15 protein-coding genes, 3 tRNA genes, 2 rRNA genes, 1 other RNA gene and 1 other annotated feature (2 of these 22 cut by a window edge) are annotated in these 20,000 nt (G+C 47.3%); of the genes, 16 read left to right on the forward strand and 5 right to left on the reverse strand.

All coding sequences use genetic code 11. From position 1 onward, the window contains the following. From AC5LIL_RS00045 to guaB, 3 genes are all read left to right on the forward strand, one after another. Positions 1-2,143 (forward strand): 23S ribosomal RNA (locus AC5LIL_RS00045) (it extends 771 nt beyond the left edge of the window). A gap of 52 nt (positions 2,144-2,195) precedes the next feature. Continuing rightward, positions 2,196-2,312: ribosomal RNA gene (gene rrf / locus AC5LIL_RS00050) — 5S ribosomal RNA — on the forward strand. A gap of 250 nt (positions 2,313-2,562) precedes the next feature. Beyond that, the gene (guaB, locus tag AC5LIL_RS00055; RefSeq protein ID WP_499824520.1) at positions 2,563-4,026 is read left to right on the forward strand and encodes an IMP dehydrogenase; all 1,464 of its coding nucleotides are present in this window, start codon (positions 2,563-2,565) and stop codon (positions 4,024-4,026) included. Positions 4,027-4,067: 41 nt separating this feature from the next. Here guaB and AC5LIL_RS00060 read toward each other — a convergent pair whose 3' ends face one another. The 3 genes from AC5LIL_RS00060 to pdxR all read right to left on the reverse strand — a co-directional run bounded on the left by AC5LIL_RS00060 (position 4,068) and on the right by pdxR (position 9,654). Continuing rightward, complete coding sequence (locus tag AC5LIL_RS00060; protein WP_499824521.1) at positions 4,068-7,490, reverse strand: alpha-amylase family glycosyl hydrolase; 3,423 nt, start codon at positions 7,488-7,490, stop codon at positions 4,068-4,070. Between the two features lie 143 nt (positions 7,491-7,633). Then, positions 7,634-8,254 carry a class A sortase gene (locus tag AC5LIL_RS00065; protein WP_499824522.1) on the reverse strand — a complete coding sequence of 207 codons (621 nt, stop codon included), beginning with the start codon at positions 8,252-8,254 and terminating at the stop codon, positions 7,634-7,636. Beyond that, complete coding sequence (pdxR, locus tag AC5LIL_RS00070) at positions 8,251-9,654, reverse strand: MocR-like pyridoxine biosynthesis transcription factor PdxR (RefSeq protein WP_499824523.1); 1,404 nt, start codon at positions 9,652-9,654, stop codon at positions 8,251-8,253. The genes AC5LIL_RS00065 and pdxR overlap by 4 nt, the downstream gene beginning before the upstream one ends. Before the next feature lie 287 nt (positions 9,655-9,941). Here pdxR and pdxS point away from each other — a divergent pair, with 287 nt between their 5' ends. The 7 genes from pdxS (at position 9,942) to AC5LIL_RS00105 (ending at position 14,786) form a co-directional block, all read left to right on the forward strand. Beyond that, positions 9,942-10,832 (forward strand): pyridoxal 5'-phosphate synthase lyase subunit PdxS, encoded by an 891-nt coding sequence (gene pdxS / locus AC5LIL_RS00075; protein ID WP_214697307.1) that lies wholly within the window; start codon positions 9,942-9,944, stop codon positions 10,830-10,832. A gap of 1 nt (position 10,833) precedes the next feature. Then, a complete protein-coding gene (gene pdxT / locus AC5LIL_RS00080) occupies positions 10,834-11,412 on the forward strand; it encodes a pyridoxal 5'-phosphate synthase glutaminase subunit PdxT (RefSeq protein WP_337875010.1) in 579 nt (192 codons plus the stop codon). A gap of 85 nt (positions 11,413-11,497) precedes the next feature. Next, entirely contained in the window at positions 11,498-12,745 is a 1,248-nt protein-coding gene (locus AC5LIL_RS00085) for a D-alanyl-D-alanine carboxypeptidase family protein (RefSeq protein WP_499824524.1), read from the forward strand. Between the two features lie 18 nt (positions 12,746-12,763). Continuing rightward, positions 12,764-12,973 (forward strand) — a binding site (T-box leader). A 52-nt stretch (positions 12,974-13,025) separates the two neighbouring features. Beyond that, positions 13,026-14,309 (forward strand): serine--tRNA ligase, encoded by a 1,284-nt coding sequence (gene serS / locus AC5LIL_RS00090; protein ID WP_074034095.1) that lies wholly within the window; start codon positions 13,026-13,028, stop codon positions 14,307-14,309. Positions 14,310-14,447: 138 nt separating this feature from the next. Beyond that, positions 14,448-14,538 (forward strand) — tRNA-Ser (locus tag AC5LIL_RS00095). 38 nt (positions 14,539-14,576) lie between these two features. Then, positions 14,577-14,667: transfer RNA gene (locus AC5LIL_RS00100), tRNA-Ser, on the forward strand. A gap of 29 nt (positions 14,668-14,696) precedes the next feature. Then, a tRNA-Ser gene (locus AC5LIL_RS00105) sits at positions 14,697-14,786 on the forward strand. Between the two features lie 122 nt (positions 14,787-14,908). Here the strand turns inward: AC5LIL_RS00105 and AC5LIL_RS00110 are convergent. Together AC5LIL_RS00110 and AC5LIL_RS00115 are read right to left on the reverse strand one after the other, a co-directional pair. Then, a complete protein-coding gene (locus AC5LIL_RS00110; protein ID WP_251125747.1) occupies positions 14,909-15,580 on the reverse strand; it encodes a deoxynucleoside kinase in 672 nt (223 codons plus the stop codon). Next, positions 15,577-16,212: a deoxynucleoside kinase gene (locus AC5LIL_RS00115; protein WP_214697300.1), complete on the reverse strand. Its 636-nt coding sequence runs from the start codon at positions 16,210-16,212 to the stop codon at positions 15,577-15,579. Before AC5LIL_RS00115 ends, AC5LIL_RS00110 begins: the two co-directional genes overlap by 4 nt. A 121-nt stretch (positions 16,213-16,333) precedes the next feature. On the opposite strand from AC5LIL_RS00115, the gene tadA reads away from it, so the two are divergent. The 6 genes from tadA to AC5LIL_RS00145 all read left to right on the forward strand — a co-directional run. Further along, entirely contained in the window at positions 16,334-16,834 is a 501-nt protein-coding gene (tadA, locus tag AC5LIL_RS00120; protein ID WP_499824525.1) for a tRNA adenosine(34) deaminase TadA, read from the forward strand. A gap of 53 nt (positions 16,835-16,887) precedes the next feature. Then, positions 16,888-17,155, forward strand: an RNA gene (gene ffs, locus AC5LIL_RS00125) — signal recognition particle sRNA large type. Between the two features lie 94 nt (positions 17,156-17,249). Beyond that, positions 17,250-18,926, forward strand: coding sequence for a DNA polymerase III subunit gamma/tau (gene dnaX, locus AC5LIL_RS00130; RefSeq protein WP_499824526.1), 1,677 nt, complete (start codon positions 17,250-17,252; stop codon positions 18,924-18,926). Positions 18,927-18,940: 14 nt separating this feature from the next. Beyond that, positions 18,941-19,258 carry a YbaB/EbfC family nucleoid-associated protein gene (locus AC5LIL_RS00135; protein WP_074034102.1) on the forward strand — a complete coding sequence of 106 codons (318 nt, stop codon included), beginning with the start codon at positions 18,941-18,943 and terminating at the stop codon, positions 19,256-19,258. A 22-nt stretch (positions 19,259-19,280) separates the two neighbouring features. Then, entirely contained in the window at positions 19,281-19,880 is a 600-nt protein-coding gene (recR, locus tag AC5LIL_RS00140) for a recombination mediator RecR (protein WP_012727753.1), read from the forward strand. Next, a protein-coding gene (locus tag AC5LIL_RS00145; protein WP_499824527.1) for a YaaL family protein crosses the window boundary here: on the forward strand, positions 19,877-20,000 show its 5' portion. The gene runs 101 nt beyond the window's last position; the window shows 124 of its 225 coding nt (coding positions 1-124); the start codon lies at positions 19,877-19,879; its stop codon lies off the right edge, out of view. Before recR ends, AC5LIL_RS00145 begins: the two co-directional genes overlap by 4 nt.

The following is a 20,000-nucleotide window of genomic DNA, read 5'->3' on the forward strand; positions in this document are numbered from 1 at the left end:
GAGGTCCGAACCCACGCACGTTGAAAAGTGCGGGGATGAGGTGTGGGTAGCGGTGAAATGCCAATCGAACCTGGAGATAGCTGGTTCTCTCCGAAATAGCTTTAGGGCTAGCCTCGAGGTGAAGAGTTCTGGAGGTAGAGCACTGATTGGACTAGGGGCCCCCACAGGGTTACCGAATTCAGTCAAACTCCGAATGCCAGCAACTTGTACTCGGGAGTCAGACTGCGAGTGATAAGATCCGTAGTCGAGAGGGAAACAGCCCAGACCATCAGCTAAGGTCCCCAAGTGTATGTTAAGTGGAAAAGGATGTGGCGCTGCACAGACAACTAGGATGTTGGCTTAGAAGCAGCCACCATTCAAAGAGTGCGTAATAGCTCACTAGTCGAGTGGCGCCGCGCCGAAAATGTAACGGGGCTAAACATACCACCGAAGCTATGGATCCCGTAAGGGATGGTAGGAGAGCGTTCCAAGCAGCAGTGAAGCGGTATCGTGAGGAGCCGTGGAGCGCTTGGAAGTGAGAATGCCGGTGTGAGTAGCGAAAAGAGGGGTGAGAATCCCCTCCGTCGAAAGCCTAAGGTTTCCTGAGGAAGGCTCGTCCGCTCAGGGTTAGTCTGGACCTAAGCCGAGGCCGAAAGGCGTAGGCGATGGACAACAGGTCGATATTCCTGTACCGCCGTACCACCGTTTGAACGATGGGGGGACGCAGAAGGATAAGGTGACCGTGCGACTGGAAGTGCACGGACAAGCAGCGAGGCCGTCGGGTTGGCAAATCCGCCCGGCACCAAGGTTGAGCTGTGACGTGGAGCCCGTAGGGCGAAGCACCGGATTTCACGCTGCCAAGAAAAGCCTCTAGTGAGGAGGTCGGCGCCAGTACCGCAAACCGACACAGGTAGGCGAGATGAGAATTCTAAGACGCGCGGGATAACTCTCGTTAAGGAACTCGGCAAAATGGTCCCGTAACTTCGGGAGAAGGGACGCTTATGGCAACATAAGCCGCAGTGAATAGGCCCAAACGACTGTTTAGCAAAAACACAGGTCTCTGCTAAATCGCAAGATGAAGTATAGGGGCTGACGCCTGCCCGGTGCTGGAAGGTTAAGGGGATGTGTCATCGCAAGAGAAGCACTGAACCGAAGCCCCAGTAAACGGCGGCCGTAACTATAACGGTCCTAAGGTAGCGAAATTCCTTGTCGGGTAAGTTCCGACCCGCACGAAAGGCGTAACGATTTGGGCACTGTCTCAACGAGAGACCCGGTGAAATCATAGTACCTGTGAAGATGCAGGTTACCCGCGACAGGACGGAAAGACCCCATGGAGCTTTACTACAGCCTGATATTGAGGCTTTGTACGCGATGTACAGGATAGGTGGGAGTTTGTGAAGCCGGAGCGCCAGCTTCGGTGGAGACACCCTTGGGATACCACCCTTTGCGTATAGAGTCTCTAACTCGCAGCCGTCAATCCGGCTGGAGGACCGTGTCAGGCGGGTAGTTTGACTGGGGCGGTCGCCTCCTAAACAGTAACGGAGGCGCCCAAAGGTTCCCTCAGAATGGTTGGAAATCATTCGAAGAGTGCAAAGGCAGAAGGGAGCTTGACTGCGAGACCTACAAGTCGAGCAGGGACGAAAGTCGGGCTTAGTGATCCGGTGGTTCCGCATGGAAGGGCCATCGCTCAACGGATAAAAGCTACCCTGGGGATAACAGGCTGATCTCCCCCAAGAGTCCACATCGACGGGGAGGTTTGGCACCTCGATGTCGGCTCATCGCATCCTGGGGCTGGAGTAGGTCCCAAGGGTTGGGCTGTTCGCCCATTAAAGCGGTACGCGAGCTGGGTTCAGAACGTCGTGAGACAGTTCGGTCCCTATCCGTCGTGGGCGCAGGAAATTTGAGGAGAGCTGTCCTTAGTACGAGAGGACCGGGATGGACGCACCGCTGGTGTACCAGTTGTTCCGCCAGGAGCATCGCTGGGTAGCTACGTGCGGACGGGATAAGTGCTGAAAGCATCTAAGCATGAAGCCCCCTCCGAGATGAGATTTCCCTTTGAGCAATCAAGAAAGACCCCTCAGAGACGATGAGGTAGATAGGTCATGGGTGGAAGCGTGGTGACACGTGGAGCTGAATGATACTAATCGGTCGAGGCTTTGATCTAGTCTATGGTTTGTGTTGATGAATCCTCAGTTTTCAGGGAACAAGCCCTAAAGTCTGGTGGCGATAGCGAGACGGCCACACCCGTTCCCATGCCGAACACGGAAGTTAAGCGTCTCAGCGCCGAAAGTAGTTGGGGGTTCTCCCCCTGTGAGGATAGGACGTTGCCAGGCAACAACAGAGAGGACGACCGAGCATACGCTCGGTCGTTTTTTTGTATGTATGATGAAATCGAACTCCGTATTTACATCCCTTTCACCATGAAACTCCGAACAATTCTCATCATTTATAAAGGAATGAACACAATTCTGACTTTTCTGAACATCGGGAATTGAATTGCACTTTTGCGTTATACCTGTTACCATTACAGAAATATTTCGAAACAAAGATGTAGGTAGAACGAGAAAGGGGCCATCAATTTTTATGTGGGAAAACAAGTTTGCAAAAGAAGGTTTAACGTTTGATGATGTATTACTCGTACCGAGGTTCTCAAATGTTTTACCGCGTGACGTTGATTTAAGCACAAAGCTCTGTGAAGGATTAGAATTGAATATCCCAATCATCAGTGCGGGTATGGATACCGTCACGGAAGCTCCGATGGCGATTGCTATGGCCCGTCAAGGCGGCTTAGGTGTCATTCATAAGAACATGTCAATGGAGATGCAGGCTGAGCATGTCGATCGCGTTAAGCGCTCAGAGAATGGTGTCATCACAAATCCTTTCTATTTAACTCCAGATCGTCAAGTGTATGATGCTGAGTATTTGATGAGTAAATATCGCATTTCTGGCGTACCAATCGTCAACTCAGAAGAAGAGCGTAAGTTGATTGGTATTTTGACGAATCGTGATCTTCGTTTCATCAAAGATTATTCTACCGTCATCAAGGATGTGATGACAACGGAAAACCTCATCACTGCAAAAGTAGGTACATCGCTTGAGGAAGCAGAACGTATTCTTCATCAACACCGCATTGAGAAACTTCCACTTGTCGATGAAGCTGGCGTATTGAAAGGTCTCATCACGACAAAAGATATCGAGAAGGTCGAGCAATTCCCAAACGCGGCAAAAGACAAGCAAGGTCGTCTTCTTGTAGCAGCTGCAGTCGGAGTAACAAAAGATGCAGCCTCACGTGCTCAAGTACTTGTAGAAGCAGGCGTAGATGCATTGGTTATCGATACAGCACATGGACATTCGGCTGGTGTGCTTGAAAAAGTTCGTGAGTTGCGCGATACGTTCCCATCGCTCCCAATCATTGCAGGTAATGTAGCTACTGCTGAAGCGACACGTTCTTTGATTGAAGCTGGAGCATCGGTCATCAAAGTCGGAATTGGACCAGGATCAATCTGTACGACACGTGTCGTTGCAGGCGTTGGTGTTCCACAAATCACAGCTGTATATGATTGTGTCACAGAAGCAAAAGAGCATGGTGTATCAGTCATCGCTGATGGTGGAATCAAGTACTCAGGCGATATCGTCAAAGCCATCGCTGCTGGAGCAAACGCTGTCATGCTTGGTAGCTTGCTTGCTGGTGTGAAAGAGAGCCCAGGCGAAATGGAAATTTACCAAGGCCGTCAGTTCAAGACATACCGTGGTATGGGATCTGAAGCATCGATGAAGCGCGGTAGCCAAGACCGTTACTTCCAAGAAGCAGACAAAAAGTTCGTTCCAGAAGGAATCGAAGGACGTGTCGCATATCGTGGCGAACTCGCTGACACGGTATATCAATTGATTGGTGGTCTTCGCTCAGGTATGGGATACTGTGGCGCTGCCGATATCCGTTCTCTTCGTGAAGACACACAATTCATTCGTATGACGGGTGCGGGCCTTCAAGAAAGTCACCCACACGATGTCAATATCACAAAAGAAGCACCGAACTACTCACGCTAATGTAAAAAGCCGCCATCCTGTACACTCAGGATGGCGGTTATTTATTTGCGCTTCTCTACTAAAATCACGGTACCCCCTTGATCTTGAGCAGGAAGTGAGACGGTGACTTTACCATTCTTTTGAACGATGTATTGTTTACCGCTATATCGGTCAATCAAAATGGTTTTCGCTTTATACGATGTATTGAAGGAAACGGTTTGCGCTTTCTCTTTCGTATTTAATCCGACGAGAACCGATTGTTTTCCATAACTTCGTTTGAAGATCGAATAGCCAGCCTCAGAATTCGAAGCGATGGACGAACGTGTCCCTTTACTGAATACGTGCGAATAGTCTGCACGGATATTCAAAAGTTTTTGATAGTGCGTATGCATCGCTTTTCCTTCACCTTTGACGCGAGACCAGTCGAAGTCATAGCGATTTTCATTGAACTCGCCTTTATCCATATCGCCCGCATGCTTCCCAGATTGACCGACCTCTTCTCCGTAATAGATCACAGGTTGTCCCTTCGCCGTGATTTGAAGAGAGGCTGCGACCATTTGCTTACCACTATCCCCCCCTGCCCGCGAGACGAGGAATCCGTCTTCATCATGACTACTCAAGAATTGTCCGAGAGTCGCTTCGTTCGATAATTGAGTGTTACGATATTGAAGTGCCTTTTCAACGTCTTCGATATTGCCATTCACGAATCGTTCAGCTTGATATTTAAAATCAAAGTCGAGCAAGGAATCCATTTGACCACTTCTTAAGTAGCCGCCTGTATTGTTGATACTAGCCCCGTAGTGCTCCCCAATCAATTTGAAGTTTGGTTTGATTGCCGTTAATTCATTTTTAAATGATTTCCACGTTGTGGAGTCCACGTGTTTGACCGTATCGACACGGAAGTAATCAATCGTGTTGCCATTTTTCGTTTTCGACCGTTTGATCCAATCCGTCTGCCATTTGACCAACTGTTCTCGAACGGCAGCTTCTTCCGTCTTGAAGTCAGGAAGGCCGGATAACGACATTTTGAGATCGTCCCCGTCGACGGGATTTTCACGAATCATCCCATTGAATACTTGTCGTTCTGCATCCGTTGGGAAGTTCGTAACGGATGAGCTTGCCCCAGGCTCCATTCCATAGCCAGGATGGTTCAAGACGACGTCGACCATAATTTTCATTCCACGCTTATGCGCTTCATCAATCAGTTTATGGAAGGCAGCCATATCTCCGAGATGTTCATCGAGTTTTTCAAAGTTCTTGGCCCAATACCCATGATATCCATACTGAGAACCGTCTTTTCCATATCGTAAATCCCAATCGATGTTATCCACAATTGGCGTGATCCAAATCGTATTGATACCAAGATCGTCTAAATAATCGAGTTTTTTTGTGACACCTGCAAAATCGCCACCATGGTAAGACTCAGGATGATCTTTGTCATAGTACTCACGATTCGGGTTGTCATTGGATAAATCTCCGTTGTAGAAGCGATCCGTAAGCATAAAATAGATGCGTGCCTCATCCCAGTCAAACGCTTGTTTTTCCTTCATCGTTTTAGGGACGACACGAACCGTTGTTTTCGAGCGATGAACGTTTCCGTATTGGTCGACTGCAGTGACGGCAAGCGTCTTATTTCCAGGTTTGACCGTGTCTTTCACCGCGATCGTTTGGGCGTTTAACGCACGATCAATGTGTAACTTTTCAGGACCGCCGAGTGGGCGTGCATCGATATAGAGTTCTCGGAGTGTCACACCTTTTGGCAAGGTCGGGTTTACTCGAACAACCGCATTTTCACGAGAGCTGATGGCTTTCGGACTGACAGAAGAAGTGAGTTTGACTGTTGGTTGACGATATTCGATTTGAGAAGCCTCGAAATAAGGATCTTTCACTTCAGTCGTGACGCCGTCCTTCGTGACGAGATACGTGTAGTCATGGATTCCTTCAGGTAAACGTACCGTGTAGCGGAACCACTCGTTTTCTGGCTCATAAGTCATCGGGTACGTCTCGCCATTGATTTTGAGTGCGACCTGATCGATTTCATCCATTTCTCCTGCTTCATAGAGTGCTACATCACGATAGAAGAATTGAACCCCATCTGTACCGTATTCGGGACCACTGATTGTCGGAACTTGATGGAAGGCACCTTTTCCGCTTTCGGCGACGACCTTCGTGACGCGGTCTTCTCCGAGCGTGACGTATCTGTCTTCTCCATAAGCATCCTTAACGGCCCAGTCCGTGCCTTTTCGAATGACAAACCCAACTTTCGTGGCGTCTTGACCAACCGGGATACGGAAGATGGCCCCATCGTCAGTTATCCGGTATGGATCGATTTGTCCGTCTTTTTTCCCTGTGCTCCATGTCCATAAGTTCCAATCCGTATAGTCATGATCGGCACGGACATACTTCATTTCGATATAGCGTGTCGTTTCCCAAGGATCAGCGAGCTTTGTTGCTGTTTTGAAAGTAGTCGTCACTGCCGGGAGTGTTGTATTCGAAATCGTTCCAGTCACTGCACCTTCTGGAATAGTGGCCGTATATGACGTATTGAGAGCGAGAGCTTCTTTCGGTTGAAGTGTCACGCTCGTACCGTTCGTCGTCACATCAACGGGGACACGCGTCTCCCCTTGTTGTAAGGTAACCGATGTGGAATCCAAACGGACGGGTTCATTAAATGTCCACGTGATTGGAGCAGACACATCCACATCAATGGATGATGAGGCCGGGGTCACGGACGCAACTTCAAGTTGGTCGATCGTCTCTACCCCATTTAAGGTGAACGGGGCACTATAAACAGATTGTGTGGATGGCGTGGCGGACACGTTCCAACTATTGGCCAATTGATTGGCAGCATTACTCGGAATCGTATCGAACGCCCCATGTTCTCCGGCGTTATTTCCGCTTAATACAGTTAAGGCGCGGACTTGATCTCCATTGTTTAAGCCGAGTAATGACAGAGGAACTTTTCCTTCAAATCCTTTCGTTCGGTCTAAGGCAAAAGCCGCACCGTTCAACTGATTCAATTGTAAAAGCGGTTTCTCTTGACCAGCCTGATAAAGAGCAGCCTCTTTTACATTTTGATCGCCATCGACTCGGACGAGAATATGATACTGAGGCGCCTTGTCGACACCTTTAAAATCGAATGGATAACCGAGGGGATTCGTCGATACACCTGAATCTTCATCGTTGATTTGAAGTGCGATGTTGATATATTGCCCGTTGTCTCCCCAGTTCGGGACATTATTCGCGTCTACGTAAAAGTAAAGATGTTGGGCATCATTGTTTATGTATAAATCACCGACATCAAATCCTTGCCATCCAGCAGTAGGAGAACTTGCGAGGGCGGGAATATTAGCCCAATCTGTTTTTGCCCCATCAATTGTGATTGCAGTCGGTTCAGCCAATGCGTTCATCGGAACCCCGGCTTGAATGAGCAATGCACCGGACAGGAATAAAGTCGAAGCCTGACGAGCAGTTTTTTTCTTCATGAGACACCTCTTTTGTTTGAGTTAAATTGCACAATTTTATGCAAACGTTTTCAAAAATAGTTTAGCTGAAGTTGTAAGCGCTAACAATATATTTTTGAAAAAACAATAAATAACCGCGTCTCCTGTTGGTTGAGGAGATGCGGTCATGATTCAGTAGCGACGAGTGAACCTTTGACGATGAGTCGTTCCGTCGTATCGAACGTACAAGTGATCAATGTAAGGGTAGGAGTAGCTGTTTCATCTAATACATCAACTCGTTCAGGAGAGACGGTCTCAAGCGATGTCACGACGTATTCGTAAGTGTGCGTATCATCTCGAAGATAGATCTTCATACCAACATGGACTTCATGGAGCGGACCGAATAGAGCGGTCGCATGTTGTAAATAATGACCGGCTAGTGCGTAATTGCCTACCCCCATTTGTTGATCAGGATGCATGGTTCCCGCTCCGATGGCGAGACTCTCATCATCTAACCCTTTTATAATCGGAAGCTCCAGTGAAACATCTGGAATCGAAATGACACCGATTGTCGGCAACTGATGAAACCGATTGCGCGCTTGCAAGACGTCCGCTAAGGAAAGTGGTGTGACTGCCGCAAAATCATAATTCGACTCGAATTCACTCTCGTCTTGCAATTCCATATGTTCAACGACATATTCACTCGTTGAACTGGCGATATTCTCTTTCCAAATCGAGCTCGTTAAAAAGAAGAGACCGCTGCCGAGTAAACAGATTCCGATGATCCATTGGACGTGTCGCTTCATGGAGTCACTCCTTTCGGGATTTCCCAGGCATCCATCAACTGATCGATCACATTCGGTAACGAGGATTCAGGCAAGTGTGCAAAGCCAAACAAAAATTGTTTGTGCGAATCTGGGTGTACGATGCGATAGTCGTTCATCGATTTGATGGCGATTTCCGACAATTCAGCGGATTGTTTCAATTTTTGCTCTGTCCGATCGCTGATGACGGTCAAGACAACGTGCAATCCAGCGCTCGCACCTGTCACTGTGACAATCGGTTCGAATGGGCGGAAGGCGGCGAGCACGATTTCTAACTTGCGGCGGTATATTTTTCGCATCCGATTCAAATGCTTCTCGAAGTCACCACTCGACATAAATAGAGCCAACGTATGCTGTTCGAATCGTGGGACGCTACACGTGAAGTAATGATGTCGCTCTCGGTAACGATTCAAAAGAGGTGTTGGTAACACCATATACCCAATACGAAGGGACGGCATGAGTGATTTCGAGAAAGTGCTGATATAGATGACACGTTCGTTCGGGTCCATACTTTGAAGAGAGGGGATGGGTTTACCACTATAACGGAACTCACTATCGTAATCGTCCTCAATGATATACGTCTGGTGAACGAGCGCCCAATTCAATAAACGTTGGCGTCGACTGACGGATAGGACAGTACCTGTCGGAAATTGATGGGCAGGTGTCACGTATAGCGCATCGATTTCATGGCGTTCGAGCTCACTGACACAAACGCCACTTTCATCTACCGGGATTGGGATAGAGGTGCGCCCCTGTTGCTCGAATAAAAGACGAGTGAGCGGATAGCCGGGATCTTCAATGCCAAAGACCGATGCGTCAGGTAACAAATCCAAAAGCTGTGGAAGGAGTTGTTCTGTCCCTGATCCGACGATGATTTGTTCAGGTGAGCACTGGACGCCTCGTGAATGATAGAGATAGGTCGCAATTTCCTGTCGTAGCTCGAGATCCCCTTGGACGGAACCTAGCGCGAGTAGCTCATGATGAACCTCATCGACAACGTTCTTGACGTGCCGTTTCCAACGTTCAAACGGAAAAGCGGTCGTATCGATTTGACTTGGCGATACATCGTACGTATACGTCTTTTTAGGTGGGGATGGCGTGATGGTGCTGCTCGATCGCCGGACGTACAGTTCCTCTTGCGGCAACACATAAAATCCTTTTCGGGGAACGGATTCAATGTACCCTTCGGCGAGTAATTGGGCGTATGCAAACTCGACTGTCGTCTGAGACACATCCAAAAATTGAGAGAGTTTGCGTTTCGAAGGTAACTTGGTACCCGTCTTTAATGTATCGTCGACGATAGCATCCCGAATGTGTTTATATAACTGCTCATATAGCGGGATGGACGAGTCTTGTTCAAGTGAGAAAGTAAGCATATCCATAAAACAATGTTCCTTTCTTTACGAACCGAAAAAGAAGTATAAGAGAAAACCGAGGATAATCAAGGCTGAGACAATTCCAGGTGTACCAAATGAGGCACGATGACCTCCTTCAAACGGATCACGGTCGAACATACTGATTCCTCCTTTATACTTCAACACGTTCGAGATAGTAGCCATAGAGTCCTTTATCCAAACTGACCACTTTAAAAAATAAGAATCTGGCACTTTTAATATAGTCAATCCAGCTTATACTAGCAAGTAGAACATGAACTCATGGAGGGATTTCAATGGAAAAGAGACAAGTGGGAACAGATAAAGTAAAACGTGGGATGGCTGAAATGCAAAAAGGTGGCGTCATCATGGACGTCATCAACGCAGAGCAGGCGAAAATTGCTGAAGCTGCAGGTGCGGTTGCTGTCATGGCACTTGAACGTGTGCCTTCGGATATCCGTAAAATGGGTGGGGTTGCCCGTATGGCCGACCCGACAATCATTGAAGACGTCATGGGAGCAGTATCTGTTCCGGTTATGGCAAAATGCCGTATCGGACATATCGCTGAAGCTCGTGTACTCGAGTCGATGGGGGTCGACTTTATCGATGAGAGTGAAGTATTGACGCCGGCAGATGAAGAGTTCCATTTGTACAAACGCGACTATACAGCACCGTTCGTATGTGGAGCACGTGACCTTGGCGAAGCGGCTCGTCGTATCGGCGAAGGCGCGGCAATGATTCGTACAAAAGGTGAGCCAGGAACAGGGAACATCGTGGAAGCGGTTCGTCACATGCGCACCGTACAAGCACAAGTGAAGCGTCTCTTGTCGATGAGCGTGGATGAAGTCATGACAGAGGCTCGTGATCTCGGAGCTCCATTTGAAGTGCTTATGCAAATTCGTGAAGCGGGTCGTCTCCCAGTCGTTAACTTTGCGGCGGGTGGAATCGCGACACCAGCTGATGCTGCCTTGATGATGCATCTCGGAGCAGATGGTGTCTTCGTCGGATCTGGTATCTTCAAAGCGGAGAACCCAGAGAAATTCGCACGTGCCATCGTAGAAGCGACAACGTACCACGATGACTATGAGCGGATCGCACACCTTTCAAAAGGATTAGGTGAGGCGATGAAAGGACTCGACGTCCGTACGCTCAAAGATGAAGAACTCATGGCACCACGAGGCTGGTAAGATGGTAACGATTGGCGTATTAGGGATGCAGGGCGCAATTCGTGAGCATGTTCGTATGCTTGAAGCTCTCGGTGCTCAAACCGTTGTAGTCCGCTCGCTAGAAGACTTGAAAGCAATCGATGGATTAGTCTTACCAGGTGGAGAAAGTACCGCGATGCGACGCTTACTCGATCGTTATGAGTTACTTGAGCCACTTCGCGACATGGAGACGTTACCGATGTTTGGTACATGTGCCGGCATGATTCTTCTCGCGAACGAAGTCGAAGGGTATGACGCCCACTTAAAGAAAATTCCGATGACAGTAAAACGTAATGCATTTGGACGTCAGGTCGACAGTTTTGAAGTCGATCTTCCGGTAAAAGGAATCGATGAGCCGGTCGAAGCGGTCTTTATTCGTGCCCCACAAGTAGCGCGAGTTGAACCGGAAGTAGACGTGCTCGCCGAAGTTGAGGAAGCGATTGTAGCAGTTCGTTATAACCAGTACCTTGCTTGTTCGTTCCATCCGGAATTGACGGAAGATTTATCATTGCACCGCTATTTTATCGAGATGGTTAAAGAAAATCAGCAGCAATATGCATAAGTTTGAGGGACCTCATGAAAAGGGGGTCCTTCAAACTTATTTTTTGTTACACTGAACAAAGAAGCGTATAGAAAGGGGAAACTATGTGAAGGCTCGCTATTTAATCATGATATTTGTTGCCATGTTGCTTGTACAAGTGATCGTACCCTCAGTCGCCTCTGCGGCCGCGCCAAAAGTCGACGTGGCGAGTGCGATGCTTGTAGACGTGACGACAGGCCAGGTCTTATTTACAAAACAGGAAGATGCCATGCTTCAGCCAGCTTCAATCACAAAGTTGATGACGGCATTTTTGACGCGTGAAGCAATCGAAGAAGGAAAGCTCAGTTGGAATCAGGAGGTTACACCGAGCGACGCTGCCTTGGCGCTGACGAGAAAGCCGGGACTAGCAAGAATCCCGCTACTGAATAAACCGTATACCGTCAAAGAGTTATACGATGCAGCATTAATTCGTTCGGCGAACGAAGCGGCTGTGACGCTCGGGGAAGCGGTGTCTGGTTCAGAAGAGGCGTTCGTCAAAGAAATGAATCGTCGAGCGGATGAATTAGGGATGACACAAACGACATTCGCGAATGCATCGGGACTCGATTCTGTATCAGCCGGTCTACCAGGAGATAATTTGACATCTGCCAACGATTTAATGAAGTTGGCGATTGCATATTTGACGACTTTTCCGGAAGTGCTCGACGTGACGAAACGGGCATACGTGGATGTCGACGGTGTCCGCTTTGACGCGACGAACCGAATGCTCGCCGACCGAGATCTCGCCTATCCGGGGATGCTCGGCTTTAAAACGGGAACAACGAATGAGGCAGGCTATTGCTTTATCGGTGTTTCGACACGGGATGGTCGCACTGTGTTATCCGTCGTTCTTGGCGCACCATCTGATGAGGGGCGCTATGTAGCGACGAAAGCGTTACACGACTATGCATACGCAGATTTCGTCATGACACCGATTTTACGGACAGGGGAAACCATTTCGGAAACGGCAACGGTCTCTCAAGGTGAAACAGAACAGGTCACTGTCCGGACGACGAATGACTTTGAAGTGTTAGTCGAAAAAGGGAAACCTGTCCCGGAACCGAAAGTTGAACTGCTCGAACTAGACGCTCCGGTCAAAGTCGATACACAGGCAGGCACGGTTACCATCGACTCCTCGGATCAAGTTCGCTATTTAGAAGGGGAGACGCCTCCAAAGATGACGCTTGTCACGGCAGAGGCGGTGGATACGGCTTCGTTTTTGACGAGAATGACGCGAGCATTTGTTGATTTCCTCGATCAAATCAGATTGGCACTTGGAAAAATCAGTCTTGTCGAACAAGTTCAGATGTTGTAAAGTAAGATTAATTCAATGACAGATGCGATGATGAGAATAAGTACGTTACGTACGTCTACTGACAGAGAGCTAGTGGTTGGTGCAAACTAGTGAGATGGCGTAACCGAATCGGCCTCGGAGCATTGGCTTGGAAACAAGTCACGTTTGGCACACGTTACGTGCATCGAGTGGCTCATGCATTTGGGCAACGAGGGTGGCAACGCGGATCCAAGGTGGTTCGTCCCTTTCCTACGGGAAAGGGACGTGCCGCCTTTTTTATATGAAAAAAGGAGGAACAGCAATGTTAGACATTAAACGTTTACGACAAGATTTTGAAGGGATTAAAGAAAAATTAGCTTACCGTGGAGAAGACTTGAGTGCACTTGACCGCTTCCCGCAGTTAGAAGAAAAGCGCCGTGACTTGATTAACGAAGTGGAAGTAAAGAAAGCAAAGCGCAATGAAGCGACAAAACAAATCGCTGAATTAAAACGCAACAAACAAGATGCAGAAGGTCCAATCTTGGAAACACGCCGTCTTGGGGATGAAATCAAATTGTTGGATGAGGAGTTACGAGAAGTAGAGGCAGAGCTCAACTTGATCTTGCTCAGCATTCCAAACATCCCACATGAGTCAACTCCAATCGGTGAAACGGAAGACGATAACGTGACGATTCGTGAAATCGGGACGAAGCCTGATTTTGATTTCGAGCCGAAGCAACATTGGGACGTGATGGAAGACCTAAAAATCGTCGATGTCGAGCGCGCTGGAAAAGTGACGGGTAGCCGTTTTGTCTTCTATAAAGGATTAGGTGCTCGCTTAGAACGTGCTCTGATCAACTTTATGATGGACCTTCATTCAGACGAGCATGGATACTCAGAAGTGTTGCCGCCGTACATGGTCAATCGTGATGCGATGATCGGAACAGGTCAACTTCCTAAATTTGAAGAAGATGCGTTCAAAGTAGCGGATACGAACTACTTCCTCGTTCCAACAGCTGAAGTGCCAGTCACAAACATGCACCGTGAAGAAATCATCCCGGAAACGCAGCTTCCAATCACGTATACGGCATATAGCGCTAACTTCCGCTCTGAAGCCGGTTCAGCTGGCCGTGATACACGTGGCTTGATTCGTCAGCATCAATTCAACAAAGTCGAGCTCGTTCGCTTCGTGAAACCAGAAGAGTCATATGAACAACTAGAGTTATTGACAGGTCATGCTGAAGAAGTATTGAAGCGTCTTGAACTTCCGTATCAAGTACTCAGCATGTGCACGGCAGACCTTGGCTTCACAGCTGCGAAAAAATATGACATCGAAGTATGGATGCCAGCACAAGGAATGTATCGTGAGATTTCTTCTTGCTCTAACTTCGAAGATTTCCAAGCGCGTCGTGCGGGAATTCGTTTCCGTCGTGATGCCAACGCGAAACCAGAATTTGTTCACACATTGAACGGCTCAGGATTAGCAGTCGGTCGAACGGTGGCAGCGATTTTGGAAAACTATCAACAGGCGGATGGATCAGTCGTCATCCCAGAAGTTCTTCGTCCTTACATGGGTGGAAAAGAAAAGATTGAAATGCCGAACTAAACACTTGAGCCGCCTCGATTTTGAGGCGCTCAATTTTTTTTAATGTTTTTTCACAAAAGGGTTTGACATCTGTCTCTTCAGTTGGTACTATAAATCATGTCGAGCGACACTGTTGCTCACGAATTGCATATGAGCTTTGGAGGTGTACCCAAGTGGTTTAAGGGAACGGTCTTGAAAACCGTCAGGGGTGTAACAGCCTGCGTGGGTTCGAATCCCACCACCTCCTCCATTTCTTTTTTTGGAGGCTCACACAATTTTATATCTTTTGGAGGTGTACCCAAGTGGTTTAAGGGAACGGTCTTGAAAACCGTCAGGGGTGTAACAGCCTGCGTGGGTTCGAATCCCACCACCTCCTCCACTTTCTTTTTTTTACACTTTTTTAGGCCTGGAGTTGTACCCAAGTCCGGCTGAAGGGGACGGACTCGAAATCCGTTAGGAGTCGCAAGGCTCGCGTGGGTTCGAATCCCACCAACTCCGCTTTCAATCGGGCATCTGCAGAGGCAGATGCATTTTTTGTATCCACAGACATAAGTGCTGTGGATTTTTTTATGCACAAAAAAGAGAGATCACGCTTTTGATGGCGTAATCCCTCTGTATCTTTATCTAACTTTTGCTTCGCGGGCAATCGTTAATTGCTTTTCGATTTTTTCAAGGATGAGTTCGACTGAATCTGGGTCTTTGATGAGGTCGTACTCTTCAATCGAGAGGCGTAGTACTGGGCACAAGTTGAAGTTGTTGATCCACTCTGTGTAGCGTTCGTACATTTCTTCCCAATAAGCGATTGGTGTTTGTTGCTCCATCTCGCGACCGCGCATCTGGATACGTTCAAGGACTTGTTCGAACGAACCTTCAAGGTAAATCAATAAGTCTGGATGCGGGAAGAAGGGTGTCAACACCATAGCCTCGAACAAACTTGAATACGTTTCGTAGTCTGTTGGTGACATCGTTCCTTTTTCATAATGCATTTTTGCGAAGATGCCTGTATCTTCGTAGATGGAACGGTCTTGAATGAAGCCACCACCGTATTGGAAGATTTTCTTCTGTTCTTTAAAGCGTTCCGCTAAGAAGTAAATTTGAAGATGGAAACTCCAACGTTCAAAATCATGATAGAATTTATCGAGGTAAGGGTTCGTATCTACTTTCTCTAGAGACGTTCGGAAGTTTAAAGCATCGGCTAACGAATTGGTAATCGTCGATTTCCCGATTCCAACCATTCCACCGATTGTAATGATCGTATCGTTCGGAATGTTATATTTATCAATCAGCTTCATTTTAATTGTGCTCCTTTAGTTAATTCTAATTCGCGTTCAATCGTCTTCAGGACATGTGTCAAATCGTCCGGATTGTGTACAAAGTCGAGTTCATCCCCACTAAATGAGAGGATTTTCACTTCTGGATGGGCCGCGCGATAGGATTCGACGAACGTCTCATAATCGTGAGCAAGTTGTTCGAGATAATCGCGAGACATATTTTCTTCCACTTCACGTCCACGCAAAGCAACGCGTTTCATCAGTGTCTCAATGCTGGCGTGTAAGTAAATGACGACATCAGGTTTCGGCATATCATGTGTCAAAATCTTATAAATCTGCTCGTACTTATTTAAATGCGCAGGTTTCAGCGAACGGTGAGCAAAAATCAAGTTTTTGAAAATATGATAGTCCGAAACGACGGATTGCTGTTGACTCAAGTGGTGTTTATGAATATCATCCAACTGCTTGAATCGATTGCATAAGAAGAACATTTCCGTTTGGAAACTCCATTCTTCGATATCTTCATAAAACTTGCCGAGAAATGGGTTCTCTTCTACAATTTCATTCAGCATCTGCATCGAGAAATGCTGACTGATGATATGGGCCAGTGATGTTTTCCCGACACCAATCGGTCCTTCTACCGTTATAAACATATGATGTCATCCTCCATTATCCAAAGTGCAAGTTCCATTCTAGCATAGAATGCGAATGATATGGCGAGGGATTTGATTTTCATTTTTTTTCATAGTGTTAAATAAGAAATGAGGTGAATCGATGGAACGTGATGAACGATTTATGCAGTTGGCCATCGAAGAAGCAAAGAAAGCAGAAGCCATCGGTGAGGTCCCGATCGGCTGTGTGATTGTGAAAGGTGATGAAGTGATTGCGACTGGTCATAATCGTCGTGAAACCAATCTTTTAGCTGCTGCTCACGCTGAGATGATTGCGATTGAAGCGGCGAATGAAGCATTAGGAAATTGGCGATTAGAAGATTGTGAGTTATACGTCACACTCGAACCTTGTCCAATGTGTGCGGGTGCCATTGTGCTATCCCGAGTGAAGCGGGTCATCTTCGGTGCGCATGATCCGAAAGGGGGTTGTTGCGGTACGTTGATGAATTTGGTACAAGATGAACGATTCAATCATCAGGCTGACGTAACAGAAAATGTTTTAGCAGAAGAATGTGGGCGACTTCTAACTGATTTCTTCCGGGCGCTTAGAGAAAGGAAGAAACAAGAGAGACTTCATCAGAGAGGTTGCAACCCAATCGATTAAACAGTATAATGTAATAGCACTCGAGATAGTGCATAATTTCATTTACCCATTTGCCGTGCTAGGTGGGGAGGTAGCGGTGCCCTGTCACTCGCAATCCGCTGTAGCGAGACTGAATCCCGATTCGAGGGAGTGCGCTGGTGTGGTCTGCCTTATGTAAGTGGCGTTGACGTCTGAGTCCTGCGCAACGGTCACCCATGAACCAGGTCAGGTCCGGAAGGAAGCAGCCTTAAGTGGTGACGTACCGTGTGCCGCAGGGGTGCTTGGGCTGAGCAAACTGCATGAGTAACGCATGTTGACGTGCTTTCAGAAATCGGTGCGCGGCAGATTTATTTTATAACTTCAATCTATGGCCCCAGGGCTGTAGATTTTTTTGTATGATGAGATAGAGAAGAAAAGTGGGGAAGGAGGCGAACTCATGGCGTATCAAGCGTTATATCGAGTATACAGACCTCAGTCATTTCAAGAGGTCGTCGGTCAAGTCCATATCACACGTACGATTCAAAACGCTTTATTAGAGGAGCGGATGTCACACGCCTATCTATTTTCAGGTCCACGCGGGACAGGGAAGACAAGTTTAGCGAAAATCATTGCTAAGGCGATCAACTGTGAAAGTGCACCGACACGTGAACCGTGTAATACCTGTCCGACGTGTATCGCTATCACGGAAGGTACGAGTCCGGACGTGTTTGAAATCGATGCAGCATCAAATAATGGAGTTGACGAAATTCGAGAAATCCGAGACAAAGTCAAATACCCACCGTCTCAAGGTCGCTACAAAGTATATATCATTGATGAAGTGCATATGTTGTCGACAGGTGCATTCAATGCATTATTGAAAACACTTGAAGAACCGCCAGCACATGCGATTTTTATTTTGGCAACGACAGAACCGCATAAAATTCCGGCAACGATTATTTCGCGCTGTCAGCGATTTGATGTCAAACGACATGAAGTGAGTCAATTGCAAACCCGGATGGCCTATATTTTGAATGATCAAGACCATGATTATGATCCGGAAGCATTGAAACTAATTGCACGGGCTGCTGATGGCGGGATGAGGGATGCCCTTAGCTTGCTTGATCAGGCCTTGGCATTTAGCGATGGGCGTCTGACGGAAGAAGCGGTGTTAGAAGTAACGGGTGCTGTGACGGATGAAACACTGCTCGAAATGGCATACGGATTACAGAAAAAAGAGTTGAATGCGATTTTGAGTACGCTTGAAATGATGTTACGTGAAGGGAAAGATTTAAAGCGTTTCATCGAAGACTTAGTGTTCGTCCATCGGGATGCGTTACTGTTGAAAGCATCTCCGCAAGCTGCCGACTTATTAGAGCGTGCTCGTCCGACTGATGAGTTTCGTCAGTTTGTCGAAGCGACTTCGACGGACGAATTGTTCCAAGTGATTGAAGAGCTCAATGAGTGCCAGCAGCAAATGAGGCTGTCGAATCATCCGAAGGTGTTGGTAGAGTTAACGTTCATTCGAATTGCAGAACAAGGTCGCACGATAAGTGAGCAGATGACACAACTTCAAGACCAAGTGCGTGAGTTGAGCCGCGAATTGAATGAAGTGAAGAAGAATGGCGTGACTGTGACAGGTGGAGAGGTGGAAAAATCGAAGCCTGCTCCGAAACGGACACAAATCCGAGTGCCGAAAGAGCGGATTCGCCAATTACTTCAGCGAGCTGAGCGGCAGCATTTGAATGCGATTCGCGATAGTTGGGGCGACATCATGACGAATATTCGGATACAGGATGGTCCAATCTTCGCACTCTTCTATGAAAGTGAGGCTGTCCTTTGTGCAAGTGACACCTTACTGGTACAATTTAAAGATGGAATGACATGGCACTATGAACAAGTGAGTTCGAATGGTCGTACGCGTGATGTAATCGAGCAGGCGTTATTTGAAGTTACGGGGATTCGTCGTGAAATTATGGCGGTGCTTGAAACGGATTGGAATGAACTGAAGAATGAGTTCATCCTTCAAAAACAAGCAGAGCGGACAGAACGAGTCGAAGAACCAGAAACCGAAGACCCGTTGGTTGCACAGGCGATGGAACGTTTTGGCGATGTCGTTGAAATCGAAGAAACATAAGGGAGGCGCTCTGAATGCGTGGAATGGGAAATATGAATAACATGATGAAACAAATGCAAAAGATGCAAAAAGATATGGCGAAAGCTCAAGAAGAACTAAAAGAGTTATCAGTAGAAGGTACTGCAGGAGGCGGCATGGTAAAAGTTGTCGTCAGCGGTCATAAAGAGGTTTTAGATGTCATCATTGCAGAAGATGTCGTCGACCCGGAAGATGTAGATATGTTGCAGGATCTCGTCTTAGCAGCAATTAATGATGCGATGAAGCAAGCTGATCAGCTTGTGAATGATAAGATGGGGCGTTTCACACAAGGTATGAACCTCCCAGGCTTTTAAGTGAAGAAAGGATCGATGCGAGTTGCAATACCCTGAAGCCATTGGACGATTGATTGAGAGTTTTACGAAACTACCCGGAATCGGTCCGAAAACTGCAGTACGTTTGGCGTTCCATGTATTAGATATGGAAGAAGACGATGTATTAACGTTTGCGAAGTCTCTCGTCAGTGCGAAACGGGACATCAAATATTGTACCGTTTGCGGTCACATTACAGATATTGATCCTTGTGCAATCTGTAAAGACTCACATCGGGATGAAACGGTAGTTTGTGTGGTTCAAGATTCAAGAGACGTGATTGCCATGGAGAAAATGAGAGAGTACAGAGGGAAATATCATGTTCTTCATGGAGCTATAAGTCCAATGGAGGGGATTGGTCCAGAGGATATTAACGTTTCAAGCTTGCTGACGAGGTTACAAGAGAACGAGTCGATTCAAGAAGTGATCTTAGCGACGAACCCGAACATTGAGGGAGAAGCGACTTCGATGTACCTATCACGCTTACTTAAGCCGACAGGAATCCGTGTAACTCGTCTCGCGCATGGTTTGCCCGTTGGCGGGGATTTGGAGTATGCGGATGAAGTGACATTGTCTCGAGCGATGGAAGGTAGAAGAGAATTATGAAATGGTTTCGTAAGTCGTTAAAAGATGATTATGATCAACGACTACTGACTGAGTTGATGGAAGCGAAATCTAAGTTTGAGTCGAAACGTCGTATGCTTGAAGTGAGCATCGAAGATACAG

It is taken from the genome of Exiguobacterium sp. RM11 (assembly GCF_059821525.1).

Coding starts and splice junctions, on each gene's coding strand:
- tadA (WP_499824525.1), top strand. CDS start 16,334: ATGGAACGTGATGAACGATTTATGCAGTTGGCCATCGAAGAAGCAAAG.
- AC5LIL_RS00060 (WP_499824521.1), bottom strand. CDS start 7,490: ATGAAGAAAAAAACTGCTCGTCAGGCTTCGACTTTATTCCTGTCCGGT.
- AC5LIL_RS00135 (WP_074034102.1), top strand. CDS start 18,941: ATGCGTGGAATGGGAAATATGAATAACATGATGAAACAAATGCAAAAG.
- guaB (WP_499824520.1), top strand. CDS start 2,563: ATGTGGGAAAACAAGTTTGCAAAAGAAGGTTTAACGTTTGATGATGTA.
- pdxR (WP_499824523.1), bottom strand. CDS start 9,654: ATGGATATGCTTACTTTCTCACTTGAACAAGACTCGTCCATCCCGCTA.
- pdxT (WP_337875010.1), top strand. CDS start 10,834: ATGGTAACGATTGGCGTATTAGGGATGCAGGGCGCAATTCGTGAGCAT.
- dnaX (WP_499824526.1), top strand. CDS start 17,250: ATGGCGTATCAAGCGTTATATCGAGTATACAGACCTCAGTCATTTCAA.
- serS (WP_074034095.1), top strand. CDS start 13,026: ATGTTAGACATTAAACGTTTACGACAAGATTTTGAAGGGATTAAAGAA.
- AC5LIL_RS00115 (WP_214697300.1), bottom strand. CDS start 16,212: ATGTTTATAACGGTAGAAGGACCGATTGGTGTCGGGAAAACATCACTG.
- AC5LIL_RS00065 (WP_499824522.1), bottom strand. CDS start 8,254: ATGAAGCGACACGTCCAATGGATCATCGGAATCTGTTTACTCGGCAGC.
- AC5LIL_RS00110 (WP_251125747.1), bottom strand. CDS start 15,580: ATGAAGCTGATTGATAAATATAACATTCCGAACGATACGATCATTACA.
- pdxS (WP_214697307.1), top strand. CDS start 9,942: ATGGAAAAGAGACAAGTGGGAACAGATAAAGTAAAACGTGGGATGGCT.